This window comes from Quadrisphaera sp. DSM 44207 (genome assembly GCF_900101335.1).
In the GTDB taxonomy this organism is placed as follows: domain Bacteria; phylum Actinomycetota; class Actinomycetes; order Actinomycetales; family Quadrisphaeraceae; genus DSM-44207.
Genome location: NZ_FNKA01000003.1, coordinates 543,142 through 560,049, shown reverse-complemented (window position 1 = coordinate 560,049; position 16,908 = coordinate 543,142). Strand labels below are relative to the sequence as shown.

Annotated in this window: 10 protein-coding genes; 4 read left to right on the top strand and 6 right to left on the bottom strand. The window is 76.2% G+C overall.

Annotation, left to right across the window (positions count from 1 at the left end; all coding sequences use genetic code 11):
* Positions 1-33: 33 nt before the first annotated feature.
* Both BLS82_RS12970 and glgP read right to left on the bottom strand, forming a co-directional pair.
* On the bottom strand, positions 34-1,014 hold the full coding sequence (locus BLS82_RS12970; protein WP_143028859.1) for a type IV toxin-antitoxin system AbiEi family antitoxin domain-containing protein: 981 nt from the start codon (positions 1,012-1,014) through the stop codon (positions 34-36).
* Between the two features lie 259 nt (positions 1,015-1,273).
* The gene (gene glgP, locus BLS82_RS12965) at positions 1,274-3,829 is read right to left on the bottom strand and encodes an alpha-glucan family phosphorylase (RefSeq protein ID WP_092866539.1); all 2,556 of its coding nucleotides are present in this window, start codon (positions 3,827-3,829) and stop codon (positions 1,274-1,276) included.
* Positions 3,830-4,141: 312 nt separating this feature from the next.
* On the opposite strand from glgP, the gene BLS82_RS12960 reads away from it, so the two are divergent.
* The 3 genes from BLS82_RS12960 (at position 4,142) to glgB (ending at position 12,175) form a co-directional block, all read left to right on the top strand.
* Complete coding sequence (locus tag BLS82_RS12960) at positions 4,142-6,193, top strand: alpha-1,4-glucan--maltose-1-phosphate maltosyltransferase (protein ID WP_218123946.1); 2,052 nt, start codon at positions 4,142-4,144, stop codon at positions 6,191-6,193.
* A 4-nt stretch (positions 6,194-6,197) separates the two neighbouring features.
* Positions 6,198-7,904 (top strand): maltose alpha-D-glucosyltransferase, encoded by a 1,707-nt coding sequence (gene treS / locus BLS82_RS12955; protein ID WP_092866535.1) that lies wholly within the window; start codon positions 6,198-6,200, stop codon positions 7,902-7,904.
* Positions 7,905-8,164: 260 nt separating this feature from the next.
* A complete protein-coding gene (gene glgB, locus BLS82_RS12950; protein ID WP_218123890.1) occupies positions 8,165-12,175 on the top strand; it encodes a 1,4-alpha-glucan branching protein GlgB in 4,011 nt (1,336 codons plus the stop codon).
* A 34-nt stretch (positions 12,176-12,209) separates the two neighbouring features.
* On the opposite strand, the gene BLS82_RS12945 is transcribed toward glgB, so the two are convergent.
* The 4 genes from BLS82_RS12945 to BLS82_RS12930 are packed head-to-tail and all read right to left on the bottom strand — an operon-like array spanning position 12,210 to position 15,234.
* On the bottom strand, positions 12,210-13,202 hold the full coding sequence (locus BLS82_RS12945) for a tetratricopeptide repeat protein (RefSeq protein WP_092866533.1): 993 nt from the start codon (positions 13,200-13,202) through the stop codon (positions 12,210-12,212).
* Between the two features lie 51 nt (positions 13,203-13,253).
* On the bottom strand, positions 13,254-14,246 hold the full coding sequence (locus BLS82_RS12940; protein WP_092866531.1) for a DUF8094 domain-containing protein: 993 nt from the start codon (positions 14,244-14,246) through the stop codon (positions 13,254-13,256).
* Positions 14,243-14,917: a hypothetical protein gene (locus BLS82_RS12935; protein ID WP_092866529.1), complete on the bottom strand. Its 675-nt coding sequence runs from the start codon at positions 14,915-14,917 to the stop codon at positions 14,243-14,245. The genes BLS82_RS12940 and BLS82_RS12935 overlap by 4 nt, the downstream gene beginning before the upstream one ends.
* On the bottom strand, positions 14,914-15,234 hold the full coding sequence (locus tag BLS82_RS12930) for a thiamine-binding protein (protein ID WP_092867039.1): 321 nt from the start codon (positions 15,232-15,234) through the stop codon (positions 14,914-14,916). The genes BLS82_RS12935 and BLS82_RS12930 overlap by 4 nt, the downstream gene beginning before the upstream one ends.
* A gap of 70 nt (positions 15,235-15,304) precedes the next feature.
* On the opposite strand from BLS82_RS12930, the gene BLS82_RS12925 reads away from it, so the two are divergent.
* Positions 15,305-16,705, top strand: a complete 1,401-nt coding sequence (locus tag BLS82_RS12925; protein ID WP_143028858.1) for an AI-2E family transporter — start codon at positions 15,305-15,307, stop codon at positions 16,703-16,705.
* Positions 16,706-16,908 lie beyond the last annotated feature (203 nt).

The following is a 16,908-nucleotide window of genomic DNA, read 5'->3' as shown; positions in this document are numbered from 1 at the left end:
CCGTCCCGCGCGTCGTCCGAGCTCTGCCGGCCCTCACCACCAGCGGGGCAGGGGCGTCGGCGTGATGCGGCCGTGCACGCGTGCGGGGTCACCCCGCGCCAGGGCCCGGCCGACGCGGTCGAGGAGCTCCTCGATCCCTCCGTCGGCGTCGCGCGTGCCGTAGCGCACGACCTCCAGCCCCGCGTCCCGCAGGCGGTCCTCGCGCCCCTTCTCCTCCCGCAGGAGCCGGTCGGCGTCCTCGGGGGTGCGGATCCCGGCCCGCCGGTACTTCACCCGCCCGTCCGCCTCCCCGACGACTCCGTGCTGCGGCCACCACCAGTCCACCCGGGCGAGGAAGCGGCCGCGCCGGTCGTGCACCACGGCCTGGGGCTCCGGCAGCGGCACTCCGCGCTCGTGGAGCCTCACCACGGACCAGGACTCGAGCCAGGACTCCCGGCGGGGATCGACGAGCCGCACGCGTCCCCGCGCCCGCTCGGCGTAGGGCCATCCGGTCTGCCGCCTCGGCGCCTCGTCCAGGTCCGCCCGCGACAGGCCCGCCGCCACGGCGGCGTCAGCGACGGCCACGGCGTCCGGTGCGGGCAGGTGGCGCAGGCAGTCCGCGACCGTGCGGGCGCGCGAGGTCACCGACACGCGCGCTGCGACGGCCGGCACCACCTCCGGGGCCCCGAGGTCGGCGACCTCGACCCGCAGCCGCTCGAGCCGCACCGTCCTGGTCGCGGGCCCCGGCGCAGTGGTGAGCCAGGACGGCTGGTCACCACCCGGCGGGAGGGGCCAGCCCCACCGGGCGGCCGCGGACAGGTGGCTGAGGACCGCGCCGTCGCGGCACCTCGCCACCGCGACAGCTCCCAGGACATGACGGCCTGATGCGTCCGAGGCCCGCCACCGCTCTGCCAGGCAGAAGGCTCCGGAGCGCAGGCGCACCCAGTCCCCGCGGCGGACGCGGCCGGTGACCTCGTGGCGCGTCCACCCGGCCTCGAGCGCTTCGGCCGTGGTGAAGACCAGGGGCAGCTCCACGTCGTCCGGCCGGCCCGCTCGCAGACCGGCAGTCTCGATCGGGTGAGCGGCGCGTCGCTGCAGCCGTCCACAGGCGTGAGGCATCCGCTCCTAGACGTCGTTGCCTTCCACGTGCCGCGTTGCCGCTCAGATGCCGCGGCGGACGGCTCCGAGGGACCCTTCTGCTCGGCATCTGAGCGGCAACGCGGCCTCGCAGCAGCAACGCACGCGGCCCCAGTCCCCTCGAGGGGACCGGGGCCGCGCCGGACCGGGGGGGTCCTCAGGCGTTCGTGACCAGCGCCGTGTGCGCCGGGCCGGCGGCCCCGTCGTGGCGCGGCAGCACCCGCACCGTGTACCCGAACGGCCCGGTGCGCCGCAGCACGACCTCGCCGGCGAACTGGTAGCGCCCGTCCTCGTACGCCTCGGCGACGTCGAGCGACTGCTGCGCCGTGTCGACCAGCTCGTCGGCCTCCGTGACGCGCCCGTGCACGACCTGCACGTCGACGTCCTGCGGCGACAGGTCGCCGAGGGAGACGTACGCCGAGACGCACAGCACCTCGCCGACCTCGGCGACGTCCCCCAGGCCGCTGGAGTCCACGTGGTCGACCCGCACGCCCGGCCACGCGGCGCGCACGCGCTGCTTCCACTGCGCCAGGTCCCTCGCCCCGCTCCAGGACGACGCCGCCAGCTGCTCGCCGCTGCGCGCCGCCGGCTGGTACAGCTCCTGCACGTACTGGGAGACCATGCGCGTGGCCTGCACCTTCGGCGCCAGCGTGTGCAGCGTGTGCCCGACCATCTCCAGCCACCGCCCGGGCAGCCCGTCCTCGTCGCGGTCGTAGAAGCGCGGCGCGACCTGCGTCTCGACGAGGTCGTACAGCGCGGCGGCCTCGAGCTCGTCGCGGCGGTCGGGGTCGTCGACGCCGTCCGCGGTGGGGATCGCCCAGCCGTTCTCGCCGTCGAACCACTCGTCCCACCACCCGTCGAGGATCGACAGGTTCAGGCAGCCGTTCAGCGCCGCCTTCATCCCCGAGGTGCCGGACGCCTCCAGCGGGCGCAGCGGGTTGTTCAGCCACACGTCGCAGCCGGGGTAGAGGATCTGCGCCATGCCGATGTCGTAGTTCGGCAGCACCACGATCCGGTGGCGCACGTCGTGCTCGTCGGCGAACTGCACCATCTTCTGCAGCAGCCGCTTGCCCGAGTCGTCCGCCGGGTGCGACTTCCCGGCGATGACCAGCTGCACCGGGCGGGTCGGGTGCGTCAGCAGCGCCTTGAGCCGCTGCGGGTCGCGCAGCATCAGGGTCAGGCGCTTGTACGTCGGCACGCGCCGGGCGAAGCCGATGGTCAGCACGTCCGGGTCGAGCACGTCGTCGACCCAGCCCAGCTCCGCGGACGTCGCGCCGCGGCGCAGCCAGGACGCGCGCACGCGGCGGCGGGCGTCGAGCACGAGCTGCTCGCGCATCTGGCGCCGCGCGGCCCACAGGGCGGACGGCGCCACGCGCGGCGCCGCCGCGGCCTGGTCGGAGACGTCGTCCCCGCCGCCGGCCTCGCGCAGCAGGTCGCCGACGCGCCGGTCCACCCACGTCGGCGCGTGCACGCCGTTCGTGATGGAGGTGATGGGCGTCTCCTCCTCGTCGAAGCCCGGCCACAGGCCGGAGAACATGCCCCGGCTCACGTGCCCGTGCAGCTGCGAGACGCCGTTGGCGCGCTGGGCCAGGCGCAGGCCCATGACGGCCATGTTGAACACCGTGGCCTCGCCGCCGGGGTAGTCCTCGGCGCCCAGGGCGAGCACGCGCTCCATCGGCACCGCCCCGAGCACACCGGACTCGCCGAGGAAGCGCTGCACCTGGTCGCGCCCGAAGCGGTCGATGCCGGCCGGCACCGGGGTGTGCGTGGTGAACACGGTGCTGGCGCGCACGCCCTCGGCGGCTTCGTCGAAGGACAGGCCGGCGTCGATCAGCTCGCGGATGCGCTCGAGGCCCAGGAAGCCGGCGTGGCCCTCGTTCATGTGGTGCACGGCCGGGTCCGGGGCCCCGGACAGCCGCGACCACAGGCGCAGGGCCCGCACGCCGCCGATGCCGAGGAGCATCTCCTGCTGCAGGCGGTGCTCGCCGCCGCCGCCGTAGAGGCGGTCGGTCACGCCGGCGGCGGCCTCGTCGTTGCTCGGCACGTCGGAGTCGAGCAGCAGCAGCGGCACGCGCCCGACGTCGGCCCGCCACACGTGCGCGTCCAGGGTGCGCCCGCCGGGCAGCTGCACCGAGATCAGGGCGGGAGCGCCGTCGGCCTCGCGCAGCAGCGCCAGCGGCAGGTCGTCGGGGTCCTGGACGGGGTAGGTCTCGGTCTGCCAGCCGTCGCGGCTGAAGGACTGCTCGAAGTAGCCGGCCTTGTACAGCAGGCCGACGCCGACGATCGGGACGCCGAGGTCGGAGGCGGCCTTGAGGTGGTCCCCGGCGAGGATGCCGAGGCCGCCGGAGTACTGCGGCAGCACCGTGGTGATGCCGAACTCCGGGGAGAAGTACGCGATGGACGCCGGCGCGTCGTCCAGGCCCTGGTACCAGCGCGGCTCGGACAGGTAGCGGTGCAGGTCCGCGGCGGCGGCCTCGACGGCGGAGACGGTGCCCGCGTCGGCCGCGAGCTCCTCCAGCCGCTCCGGCGGCAGGGCGCCGAGCAGGGCGATCGGGTCGTGGCGGACGGCGTCCCAGCGGGCGGGGTCGAGGCCGGCGAACAGGTCGCGGGTCGGCGGGTGCCAGGACCAGCGGAGGTTGCTCGCGAGCTCGCCGAGGGCAGCGAGGGGGGTGGGCAGCACCGTGCGGACGGTGAAGCGGCGGATGGCTCTCACGAGGGACGAACCTAGAACAGTCGGGCGGGGCGCGGGGTAGGTTCTCCCCCCGTGAGCGAGGGACCCACGGGCACGACCACGCACGACGGAGCCGAGGGCGCAGCGGGCAGGGACGACGCGGCGGCGGCGGAGGTCCCCGCGCGACGCACCCGCAGGGCGAGGGCCGCGGACGGCGGGCAGGCGCCCGCCGCCGGGACCCGCACCCGCGCCTCGCGCGCCCGGGCGGTCGAGGGCGCGAGCGCCGGCACCGGCACCGCGGACGGGGCGGCGGACGGCGCGGCGGACGGGCGCTCCTTCCCCCCGGGCACGGCCATCGGGCGCATCCCCGTGCTGAGCACCACGCCGTCCGTGGACTGCGGCCGCTGGCCCGCCAAGGCCGTCGTCGGCGAGGCGGTGCCCGTGCGCGCGACGGTCTTCCGCGAGGGCCACGACGCCGTCGCCGCCACGGCCGTGCTCGTGCGCCCCGACGGCACCGAGCACGCGAGCGCGCGCATGCGCCTGCTCGCCCCGGGCACCGACCGCTACGAGGCGTGGGTGGTCCCCGACGCCCCCGGCGACTGGACCTTCCGCGTCGAGGGCTGGTCCGACCCGTACGGCACGTGGGAGCACGACGCGACGATCAAGGTCGCGGCCGACGTCGACACCGAGCTCATGCTCGTCGAGGGCGCGAACCTGCTCGAGCGCGCCGCCGCCGATCCCGGCCGCGACCCCGAGGACGCCGCCCGCCTGCGCGACGCCGTCACGGCCCTGCGCGACGCCGACCGGCCGCCCGCGGCGCGCCTGGCCGCCGGCACCTCCCCGCAGGTGCAGGGGGCGCTGCAGCGCCGTCCGGTGCGCGAGCTGGTCACCGCCGGCCCGGCGCAGCGCCTGCGCGTCGAGCGCGAGCGGGCCCTGGTGGGCGCCTGGTACGAGTTCTTCCCCCGCTCCGAGGGCGCCCGCCTCGACGAGGAGAGCGGCCGCTGGGTCTCCGGCACGCTGCGCACCGCCGCGCAGCGGCTGCCCGCGATCGCCGCGATGGGCTTCGACGTGGCGTACCTGACCCCGATCCACCCGATCGGCACCACGCACCGCAAGGGCCGCAACAACACCCTCGTCGCGCTCGAGGGCGACCCCGGCTCCCCGTACGCGATCGGCTCGGCCGACGGCGGCCACGACGCGATCCACCCCGAGCTGGGCACCTTCGAGGACTTCGACGCCTTCGTCGCCCGGGCCCGCGAGCTGGGCCTGGAGGTGGCCCTGGACCTGGCGCTGCAGTGCTCGCCGGACCACCCGTGGGTGCGGGAGCACCCGGAGTGGTTCGTCGTGCGCGCCGACGGCACGATCGCGTACGCGGAGAACCCGCCGAAGAAGTACCAGGACATCTACCCGCTGTCCTTCGACCGCGACCCGCAGGGCCTGTACGCGGAGGTGCTGCGCGTCGTCCTGCTGTGGGTCGAGCACGGGGTGACGCTCTTCCGCGTCGACAACCCGCACACCAAGCCGGTGGAGTTCTGGGAGTGGCTGATCGCGCGGGTGCGCGATCAGCACCCCGACGTGCTGTTCCTCTCCGAGGCGTTCACGAAGCCGGCGATGATGAGCGCGCTGGCGAAGGTCGGCTTCGCGCAGTCCTACACGTACTACACGTGGCGCGAGACCCGGCAGGAGCTGACCGAGTACCTCACGGAGCTCACGCACGGCGCCGACGAGATCGGCCCCGACGGACGCCCTGGGACGGCGGACCACCTGCGGCCGAGCTTCTGGCCGACCACGCACGACATCCTCACGCCCTCCATGCAGTACGGCGGGCCGGCGGCGTTCGCGCTGCGGGCGGTGATCGCCGCGACCGCCGTGCCGACGTACGGCATCTACAGCGGCTACGAGCTCGTCGAGAACGTCGCCCGCCCCGGCGCCCAGGAGCAGGTCGACAACGAGAAGTACGAGTTCAAGCCGCGCCCCTTCGAGGCCGCCGTCGCGCAGGGGCGCAGCCTCGCGCCGCTGCTGACGCTGCTCAACGAGGCCCGCCGGGCCCACCCGGCGCTGCAGCGGCTGCGCGGGCTGGTCTTCCACCGCGCCGACGACGACTCCTTCCTCGTCTACTCCCGGCGCGTGCCCGCCGAGCACTGCCCCACGGGCGTGCAGGACGTCGTCCTCGTCGCGGTCAACCTCGACCCGCACTCCTACCGGGGCACGACGGTGCACCTGGACATGCCGGCCCTCGGGCTGCAGTGGTCGGACGCGTTCTCCGCCCGCGACCTGCTCTCCGGCGAGACCTACACCTGGTCCGAGCACAGCTACGTCGAGCTGGGGCCGGGCCGCTCCGCCCACGTGATCCACGTCGTCCCGCCTGCCCGGCAGGCCGCCGCCCCGACCGCCCAGAGGAGCTGAACCGGTGCAGGGTCTGAACCTGAACACCCCCGGCCTGCGCCACGACCCGAACTGGTACCGCAAGGCGGTCTTCTACGAGGTCCTCGTGCGCGGGTTCGCCGACTCCAACGGCTCCGGCTCGGGCGACTTCACGGGGCTGCTCGGCAAGCTGGACTACCTGCAGTGGCTCGGCGTGGACTGCCTGTGGATCCCGCCGTTCTACGCCTCGCCGCTGCGCGACGGCGGGTACGACATCAGCGACTACAACCAGGTGCTGCCGGAGTTCGGGACGCTGCCGGACTTCACCGAGCTCGTCACGCAGGCCCACGCGCGCGGGATCCGCGTCATCACCGACCTGGTGATGAACCACACCAGCGACCAGCACCCGTGGTTCCAGTCCAGCCGCGCCGACCCCGAGGGCCCCTACGGGGACTTCTACGTCTGGAGCGACACCGACGACCGGTACCAGGACGCGCGGATCATCTTCGTCGACACCGAGACCTCGAACTGGACGTTCGACCCGGTGCGCCGCCAGTACTACTGGCACCGCTTCTTCAGCCACCAGCCCGACCTGAACTTCGAGAACCCGGACGTCGTCGGCGCCATGCTCGACGTCGTCCGCTTCTGGCTCGACCTCGGCATCGACGGGTTCCGCCTGGACGCCGTGCCCTACCTGTTCGAGGAGGAGGGCACCAACTGCGAGAACCTGCCCCGCACGCACGAGTTCCTCAAGCGGGTGCGCTCGGTGGTGGACTACGAGTACCCGGGGCGGATCCTGCTCGCCGAGGCGAACCAGTGGCCCAGCGACGTCGTGGAGTACTACGGCTCCGAGGAGGAGCCGGAGTGCCACATGTGCTTCCACTTCCCCGTGATGCCGCGCATCTACTACGCGATGCGCGAGGGCAGGGCGACGCCGATCCTCGACATCCTGGCCGACACCCCGAGGATCCCGCCGTCGGGCCAGTGGGGCACGTTCCTGCGCAACCACGACGAGCTGACGCTCGAGATGGTCACGACCGAGGAGCGCGCGGCCATGTACGGCTGGTACGCGCCGGACCCGCGCATGCGCGCCAACATCGGCATCCGCCGGCGGCTGTCGCCGCTGCTCGACGGCTCCCGCGCGGAGGTCGAGCTGATCCACGCGCTGCTGCTGTCGCTGCCCGGCAGCCCGTGCCTGTACTACGGCGACGAGATCGGCATGGGCGACAACATCTGGCTGCCCGACCGCGACGCGGTGCGCACGCCCATGCAGTGGACGCCGGACCGCAACGCCGGGTTCTCCTCCGCCGACCCGGGCAAGCTGTACCTGCCGGTGATCCAGTCCCTCGCGCACCACTACGCGACCGTCAACGTCGAGGCCCAGCTGTCGGTCTCCTCCTCGCTGCTGCACTGGATGCGCGGCATGCTCGCCCTGCGCAAGCAGCACCCCGTCTTCGGGCTCGGCGAGTTCGTGCCGCTGGACACCGACAACGAGGCCGTGCTGGCGTTCCTGCGGGTGATGGACGCCGGCACCCCGGGCGCGGGCTCCGAGGCGCCGGAGACGGTGCTGTGCGTGGCGAACCTCTCGGCCACGCCGCAGGCGACGACGATCGGCGTGGCGGAGCTGGCCGGTGCCGGGCTGAGGGACCTCTTCGGCGGCGCGCGGTTCCCGGCCGTGCCGGAGACCGGCCAGCTGACCATGACGATGGGCTCGCGCGACTTCTTCTGGCTCTCGGTGACCCCTGCCCGCTGACCCCGCGCGCCCTCGCACCGCTGATACCGCGCGCCCCGCTGATACCGCGCGCGCCCTCACCGCCCCTGGTGAGCACGGGGGCGCCCAGTGCTACTCCTACGGGCACTGGGCGCCCCCGTGCTCAGGCGGGACGGGCACGACGCCGCCCAGTCGGGACGCCGCGCGCGCCGGCGCGGCGCGGTCGCCCCGGCCGTCCACCGCGGGTCACCCCGGCTGATCAACGCGGTGCGACGCCGGACCCTGCGTGGAAGGGTGGCGGCATGGCGATGAGCACCGGCGCCGCGCGCACCGGTTCCCACCTCGACGACCTCCTCGGCCCCTGGATCCCGCACCAGCGCTGGTACCCGGCCAAGGGTCGCGAGGCGCGGATGCGCCAGGTCGGCCGCCTGGTGCTGCCCAGCACGGACGGCGCCGGCGCCGCGGACGCGCACGAGGACGGCGGCGTCGTCGTCCTCGTGCACGTGGTCGAGCTGACCGGGGCGCACACCGAGGTGGTGCAGGTGCCGCTGGTGCACCGGGCGGTCGCCCGCACGGACGAGGGCGCGGACGCCGCGCTGGTCGGGGTCCTCGCCGAGGCCGACGGGCGCACGTGGCACGTCTACGACGGCCCGCGCGACCCCGCCTTCGTCGACGCGCTCCTGGCGCTGCTGGCCGGGCGGGTGCGCGCGCTCGGCGTGCCCGCGGACTCCCCCGTCGCCACCGCGCTCGACGCCCGCGAGCGCGACGACAGCGACCGCGACGACGGCGGCGACCGCGACGACGGCGACGACCTCGGCGGCGCCCGGGGGGTGCGCAGCGGCGAGGGCGCCGTCCCACAGCCGGGGTCGCCGTCGCGCGTGCTGCGCGGGGAGCAGTCGAACACCAGCATCATCGTCGAGCCGGCGGGCGCGCCCCCGGTGATCGTCAAGGTCTTCCGCACCCTGCACGCCGGCGACAACCCGGACGTCGAGGTGCAGGCCGCCCTGGCCGCCGCCGGGTCCGACCGCGTGCCGCGCCCCGCCGGCTGGGTGGAGGGCCGCTGGCCGGACGGCAGCGGCGCCCTCGTGCGCGGGCACCTGGCCGTCGCCGCGGAGTTCCTCGCCGGCGCGCAGGACGCCTGGCGCGAGGCGACCGCCGCCGTGGCCGCCGGCCGGGACTTCACCGGGCAGGCCCGGGACCTGGGCGCGGCCACGGCGCAGGTGCACGAGGCGCTCGCGCGCGCGCTGCCCGCCCGTCCGGCCACCGCCCAGGACGCCGCCGACCTCGCCGCCGGGCTGCGGCGGCGCGCGGAGTGGGCCCTGGAGTCGGCGCCGGTGCTCGCCGACCGCGCCGACGCGCTGCGCGCCGCGGTCGCGGCGCTGGGTGAGCTGCCGTCCCTGCCCGACCTGCAGCGCGTGCACGGTGACTACCACCTGGGCCAGGTGCTGTCGGTGCCCGACCGCGGGTGGGTGCTGCTGGACTTCGAGGGCGAGCCCCTGCGCCCGCTCGCCGAGCGCACGCTGCCCGACCTCGCGCTGCGCGACGTCGCCGGCATGCTGCGCTCCTTCGACTACGCCGCCCGCCAGGCCACCGCCGGCACGGACGACCCCGAGCGCCTCGCCGCCGCGCAGGCGTGGGCGGCGGCGGCGCGGGACGCGTTCTGCGCCGGGTACGCCGGAGTCGCCGGGCGCGACCCGCGCGAGGACGGCGCCCTCCTCGACGCCCTGGAGCTGGACAAGGCCCTGTACGAGGTGGTCTACGAGACGCGCAACCGCCCCGACTGGGTGCCCGTGCCCCTGGCGGCCGTCGAGCGCCTGCTCACCGCGCGCGCCGGGGCGACCGGCGCGCGGGACGACGCCGCCGCGGATGGCGGGGCAGCGGGTGCCGCGCCGTGCCAGGGTGGCGCCATGCACAGCGCTGCGGACCGCCGATCCCCCGACCCCGACGCCCTGCGGGCCCTGGGTCGCGGCGAGCACGCGCTGCCGCACGACGTCCTGGGCCCGCACGTGGAGGGCGGGACCGTGGTGGTGCGCACCCTGCGCCCGCTCGCGCAGTCGGTGGTGCTGCTGACGCAGGACGGCGCGCGCCGTCCTGCCGAGCACGAGGCCGAGGGCGTGTGGGTGGCGGAGCTGCCGGGCACCGAGGTCCCGGACTACCGGCTCGAGGTCACCCCGCCCGGCGGCGGGCCGGTCGTCGTCGACGACCCGTACCGGTTCCTGCCGACCATCGGCGAGCTCGACCTGCACCTGATCGGCGAGGGCCGCCACGAGCAGCTGTGGACGGTGCTCGGCGCCCGGGTGCACCGCTACCCCAGCGCCATGGGCGAGGTCACGGGCACGGCGTTCGCGGTGTGGGCGCCGCGGGCGCGGGCCGTGCGCGTGATCGGGGACTTCAACGGCTGGGACGGCCGCTCGACGATGATGCGGGCCCTCGGCAGCTCGGGCGTGTGGGAGCTGTTCGTGCCCGGCGTGGGCGTCGGCACGCGGTACAAGTACGCGCTGCTGACCCAGGACGGCCAGTGGCTGGAGAAGGCCGACCCCCTCGCCCGCGCCTCGGAGGTGCCGCCGGCCACGGCGTCCGTCGTCACCGAGTCCTCCTACGCCTGGCAGGACGAGGCGTGGCTGGCCTCGCGCACGCGTTCGGACCCGCACGAGGCGCCCATGAGCATCTACGAGGTGCACCTGGGCTCGTGGCGGGCGGGGCTGGGCTACCGGGAGGCCGCCGACGCCCTCGCCGAGCACGTGACCGCCACGGGCTTCACGCACGTGGAGCTGCTGCCCGTCGCCGAGCACCCCTTCGGCGGCTCCTGGGGCTACCAGGTGACCGGCTTCTACGCGCCGACCGCGCGCTTCGGGACGCCGGACGACTTCCGCTACCTCGTCGACCGCCTCCACCGCGCCGGCGTCGGCGTGATCGTGGACTGGGTGCCGGCGCACTTCCCCAAGGACGCCTTCGCGCTCGCCCGCTTCGACGGCGAGCCGCTGTACGAGTACCCGGACCCGCGCAAGGGCGAGCACCCCGACTGGGGGACGCTGGTGTTCGACTACGGCCGCCCGCAGGTGCGCAACTTCCTCGTCGCCAACGCCCTGTACTGGCTCGAGGAGTTCCACGTCGACGGCCTGCGTGTGGACGCCGTGGCCTCGATGCTCTACCTGGACTACTCGCGCGCGGACGGGCAGTGGGTGCCCAACCGCTACGGCGGGCGCGAGCACCTGGAGGCGATCGAGTTCCTCCAGGAGGTCAACGCGACGGCGTACCGGCGGGTGCCGGGCATCGTGACGATCGCCGAGGAGTCCACGGCCTGGCCGGGCGTGACGCGCCCCACGGACGCCGGCGGCCTGGGCTTCGGCATGAAGTGGAACATGGGGTGGATGCACGACTCCCTGCGCTACCTGGCGGAGGAGCCGATCCACCGCCAGCACCACCACCACGAGATGACGTTCGCGATGGTGTACGCGTACAGCGAGAACTACGTGCTGCCCATCAGCCACGACGAGGTCGTGCACGGCAAGGGCTCGCTGCTGCGCAAGGTGCCGGGCGACCGCTGGCAGCAGCTGGCGACCCTGCGCGCCTTCCTCGCGTTCATGTGGGCGCACCCGGGCAAGCAGCTGCTGTTCATGGGCACGGAGTTCGGCCAGGAGGCCGAGTGGGCCGAGGCCCGCAGCCTCGACTGGTGGCTGCTCGACCAGCCGCTGCACGCCGGCATGCTGCGGGCCGTCTCCGACCTCAACCGGGTCTACCGCGGGACGCCCGCGCTGTGGGAGCTCGACACCGACCCGGCCGGCTTCTCGTGGATCACCGCGGACGACGCCGCCCACAACACCTTCGCCTTCGTCCGCCGCGACGCCTCCGGCCGGCCGCTGGTGTGCGTGGTCAACTTCGCGGGCGTCCCGCACGAGGGCTACCGCCTGGGCCTGCCCGGTGCCGGGCGGTGGCGGGAGGTCGTCAACACCGACTCCGACGGGTACGGCGGCTCGGGCGTCGGCAACGCGGGCGTCGTCGAGGCCCGCCCCGAGCCGTGGTCGGGCCAGCCGGCGTCCGCCGAGCTGCGCGTGCCGCCGCTGGGCGCGCTGTGGCTGGTGCCGGAGGAGTGGGCACCGCCCGGCTCCGAGGAGGCCGCCGCGCCGGTGGCAGCGGCACCCGAGGACGAGGCGGCCGCCGCGCAGGCGGAGGCGGAGGGCCGCGCGCTGGCCGCCGAGGGCCTGACGCCGTCCGGCGTCGGCCCGGCGCAGGCCACCGAGGCCCCCGGCACCGAGCCGGACACCGAGCCGGGCGCCACGTCGGGCGGCGTCGAGCACGACGTGCGGGACTGACGCGCCTCGTCGCGCCCGCCGGCGGCCCGCGGGCTCAGAACAGGGCGCCCGCCAGCGCGCGGCGGCCGGCGGCCACGCGCGGGTCGCCCGCGCCGACCACCTCGAACAGGCCGAGCAGGTGCTGGCGCACGCGCTCGCGCTCGTCGCCGGCCGTGACCCGCACGAGGTCCACGAGGCGGGAGATCGCGTCCTCGACGTGCCCGCCGAGGACGTCGAGGTCGGCGACGAGCAGCTGGGCGTCGACGTCGCCCGGTGCGGCGGCCGCCGCGGCGCGGGCGGCGTCCAGGTCGGCCCCGCGGGTGCGGCGCATCAGCTCCACCTGCGCCAGGCCGGCCCGCGCCAGGTCGTCGGCGGGGGACTCGGCCAGGGCGCGCCGGTAGGCGTCGGCGGCGCCGTCGAGGTCGTCGCGCTCGATGGCGTCGTACGCCTCCTGGTGCAGCGGCGGCAGCGGGGGCTCCTCGTCCTCGACGGCCGGCGCCTGCGCGCCGTCTGCCGGCACGCGGCCGGTGACGCCGTTGGCCTCGGCGACCCGCAGCAGCTCCTCGAGCACCTGGCGCACCTGCGGCTCGGGGTAGGCGCCCTGGAACAGCGGCACCGGCTGGCCGCGCAGGATCGCCACCACGCTCGGGATCGACTGCACCTGGAACGCCGCCGCGGTCTGCGGATTGGCGTCGACGTCGACCTTGGCGAGGAGGAACCGGCCCTCGAACTCCTCCGCGAGCCTCTCCAGCACGGGCGAGAGCTGCTTGCACGGGCCGCACCACGTCGCCCACAGGTCGACGACGACGGGCACCTGGGCCGACAGCTGCACGAGCGCCGGGAAGGAGGCGTCGGTGACGTCCATGACGACGCGGAGGCCGGCACCCGCGTCGGCGTCCGGCCCTGCGGGCGCCGCGGGCCCGGCGGGCGCGCCGCCCGGCGCCGCGGGGGGCGCGGCGGCGGGGGCGGGACGGCGGGCGAGCCCGGACAGGTCCACGGCGCCCCGCAGGTCGATCCGCGGACCGGGCGGGGAGGCAGGCGTGCTCATGCCTCCATCCTCGCGCACCCGCCCCGCGGCGCTCGGCGCAGGGCGGCGCCCTCAGGCGACCTGGATGCCGACGAGGCCGCGGCTGGCGGCGACGAGCCGCAGCTGCTGGTCCGAGCCGGCGGGCGGCACGTGCAGCGCGACCGCGGTGGCCGTCGTCACGGTCGAGCCCGACGGGGCGTCCGGGCGGCCGGCGAGCACCGCGAGGTCCTCGGGCAGCACCTGGCGGATGCCCGGAGCGTTGGGCGTGAAGGTGCGGGTGGCGTCGAGGACGCCGACGACCAGGGCGCCGCCGTCCTGCGTGCGCAGCGCCCACGCCGCCCCCTCGCGCGGGGTGTGCGCGACCGCGTACGCGAAGTACTGGGAGACGGCGGCGCGCTCGGCGTCCTGCTCGGAGGTCACCTGCTGGCGCAGCGCGTCGTCGGCGGTGCCGGCGGCCCACTGGCTGGCGCCGCCGCCGGTGAGCACGTCCGCGTAGTGCGCGAGCGCGTCCGCCGGGCTGGCGGACAGCCCGGCGGCGTCGCTCGCGGCCGCGGTCAGGGCGACGCCGTCCTGCAGCGCCAGCTCGGGCAGCGTGGTGCCCGGCAGCAGGGTCGCCGAGGAGGTCAGGCGGTAGGGGTCGCGCGGGCCCGCCTGCGTCAGCACGAGCAGCTGCGGCACGGCGCCGTCGGTGGGCTCGGTGACGGTGGTGAACCAGCGCGGCCACGGGCCGCTCGCGGGCACCGCCTCGAGCAGCTGCTCGCCCACCAGCGGCGCGGGCTGCGCCGCGGTGGCCTGCCCCGCGCGCACGGCGTACCCGGCCAGGCGCGTCTGCAGCGCGGCGCCGTCGACGCGCGCCTGCAGGGCTGCGGGGTCGAGCGCGGCGTCCCCGGCCGCCAGTGCGGCGCCCAGGTCCTCCAGCACGCGGTCGACCTGGCCCGCGGTCACCGCCGGCACCGGTCCGGCGTCCTCCTGCGGGCGGGGCGCCGGCACGTCCGCCGCGCACCCGGACGCACCCAGCGCGGCGGCGAGCGCGAGACCCGCCAGCACCCGGCGTCCGCGGCTCACGGCGCGTCCTCCCGCCCGCCGGCGGGGCGGCTGCCGACCGGCACCGGCTCCTGAGCCGCGGGCGCGGGCGCGGGCCGCCGCCGGGCGAGCAGGGACGCCGCGCCGAGGAGGGCGAGCAGCAGGCCCGCGACCAGCACGGGCAGCGCCCAGGTCGGCGCGGCCTCCTCCTGCCACGCCAGGCTCACCTCCTGCGGCGCCGGGCCCGTGCCGTCCCCGGCCACGAGCAGCAGCCACGCGCCGTCGGGCGCGTCGTGGGTCAGGGACGCGCTGCCCTGACCGCTGGCCTCCTGCACCCACAGGTCCGAGCCCTCGGGGTCGGGCGCCGTCGAGGCCCCCGGCGCCGTCTCGACGGCCAGCACCTCGGGCCCGGACAGCCGCGTGAGCGTGGTGCGCGCGGCGTCCCCCGCCCAGGCCAGCACGTCGTCCTCGCGCCCGACGGCGAGCAGGACGTCCCCCTCGCCGCGGGCGGTGACGGTGACGGGACCGGGGCGGCTCTCCAGCACCCCGGGGGCCGTCAGCACCAGCGGCGCCCGCCCGCCCGGAGCCGCCGTCGCCGTCAGGGTCTGCGTCGGGCGGGCGACCGTCGTCAGGGCGAGGGCGGCCAGCGCGGCCAGCAGGCCGAGGACGAGGACGGCGAGCGCGACGGGCCGGGGCAGCGCCAGGCGCCTCACTGGCCGCGCCCGGGCTCGCCCTCGGCGCGCTCCAGGGCGGCGTCGAGGCGGTCGAGCTTGGCCTGCATCTCCCCCGTGCGCCCGGGCCGGACGTCCGCCTTGAGCACCAGGGAGACCCGCTCGCCGTGCCGGCCGGCGGCCTCGCAGGCGCGGCGCACGACGTCCATGCACTCGTCCCACTCGCCCTCGAGCGTGGTGAACATCGCGTCGGTGCGGTGCGGCAGGCCCGAGTCGCGCACCACCCGGACGGCGTCGGCGACCGCCGCGCTGACCGAGTCGCCCGAGCCCATCGGTGCCACGGAGAAGGCGAGGAGCATGGGCCCCACTGTAGGTGCCGCTCCCGGCCGACCGGCCCTGCGCGCGCCGCGCTCGCGCTACCGTCCGGCCGTGGACTCTGCGGGGCGCCGGCGCTCGCGGGTGCCGGTGCGGCGCGCCGCGGCGGCGCTGCGGGCGGGCGCGGCCGCGTGGCGCGGCCGGCCGGAGGCCGGGGCGCGCGCGCACCGCTGGCCGCCCACCGTGCACCTGCCCGCCCCGCCGCGCGCGGACCACCCCACCCTCGACCAGCTGCTGCGCGGGGAGCTGGCGAGCGCGCCGCCGGACGGCGGGAGCGGCACCGCCGGGACCGAGGGCGGCGGGCCGGGCGCCGGCACGGGCGTCGGCACGGGCGTCGGCACGGGCGGGGAGTCGCCGTTCGTCGAGCGGCGCCGCGCGGGGCGCTACGGGGAGCCCGGCAGGCCCCTGAACCGCTCCCACCCGTTCTACCTCGGCTTCACCGGCGCCCTCGGCGTGCTGCTCGCCTACGCCATCGTGCAGCTGCTCGGGCAGCTGTCCGCGGTCCTGACCCTCGTGGCCGTCTCCATGTTCCTGGCGCTGGGGCTGGACCCGGTGGTGCGGTGGCTGCAGCGCCACGACCTGCCCCGCCCGCTGGCGATCGGCGTCGTCTTCGTCGCGCTGGTCGGCCTGTGCGCCGCGTTCTTCTCGGCGGTCGTGCCGCCCGTGGTCGCCCAGCTGACCGAGCTGACCGCGCAGGCGCCCACCTACGTGCAGGACCTCACCGAGAGCATCCAGCGCAACGAGCGCCTGGCCGCGCTGGACCGCGAGTACCGGTTCACCGAGCGCCTGCAGTCGGAGCTGCAGGCGCGCCTGGCCAGCGGGCAGACCCTGTCCACCGTCTTCGGCGGCATCTACGGCGCCGGGCGGGCCGTGGCGTCCGGGGTCGCCAGCGTCCTGACGGTGCTCGTGCTGACCCTGTACTTCCTCGCCTCGCTGCGCGGCATCACCGGCACCGTCTACCGGCTCGTGCCGGCCTCGCGCCGCCGCCGCGTGCAGCTGCTGGGCGACGAGGTGATCCGCCGCATCGGCGGCTACGTCATCGGCCAGGTGAGCATCGCCGCCATCAACGGCGTCCTGACCTTCGTGCTCCTGACCGTGCTGGGCGTGCCGTACTCCGCGGCGCTGGCCCTCGTCGTCACGGTGGTGGGCCTGATCCCGCTGGTGGGGGCGACGCTGGGCGCCGTGGTCGCCGTCGCGGTCGCGCTCTTCACGTCGGTCACGGCCGCGGTGGTGCTGGCCGTGTGGTTCATCGCCTACCAGCAGTTCGAGAACTACGTCATCGCGCCGCGGGTGATGCAGCGCACGGTCTCGGTGCCCGGCACGCTCGCGCTCGTGGCCGCCCTCGCCGGCGGCAGCCTGCTCGGGCTGCTCGGCGCGCTGATCGCGATCCCGGTGGCGGCGGGCGTGCTGCTCGTCGTCCAGGAGGTGGTCATGCCGCGCCAGGACCGGCACTGAGCCCGCACGGCAGGACGGCCCTCGACCTCCCGCGACGGGCACGGGAGGAACGGCCGGCGGGCGAGCGCGGGCGGCTGCGGAGTTCCGCGGCGCCGGGCCGCGGAGGAGGTCTACCGTGCCGCTCGTGACGCGCTCGCCCGCCCGTCGGCAGTGGCCGCCCCGGTAGGGCGGGCCCGTCCGCTGCGATCCGCAGACCGAGACCC

Excerpts from the sequence above, each read along its gene's own strand:
- glgB (WP_218123890.1), top strand. The coding sequence starts at position 8,165 with ATGGCGATGAGCACCGGCGCCGCGCGCACCGGTTCCCACCTCGACGAC.
- BLS82_RS12930 (WP_092867039.1), bottom strand. The coding sequence starts at position 15,234 with ATGCTCCTCGCCTTCTCCGTGGCACCGATGGGCTCGGGCGACTCGGTC.
- BLS82_RS12945 (WP_092866533.1), bottom strand. The coding sequence starts at position 13,202 with ATGAGCACGCCTGCCTCCCCGCCCGGTCCGCGGATCGACCTGCGGGGC.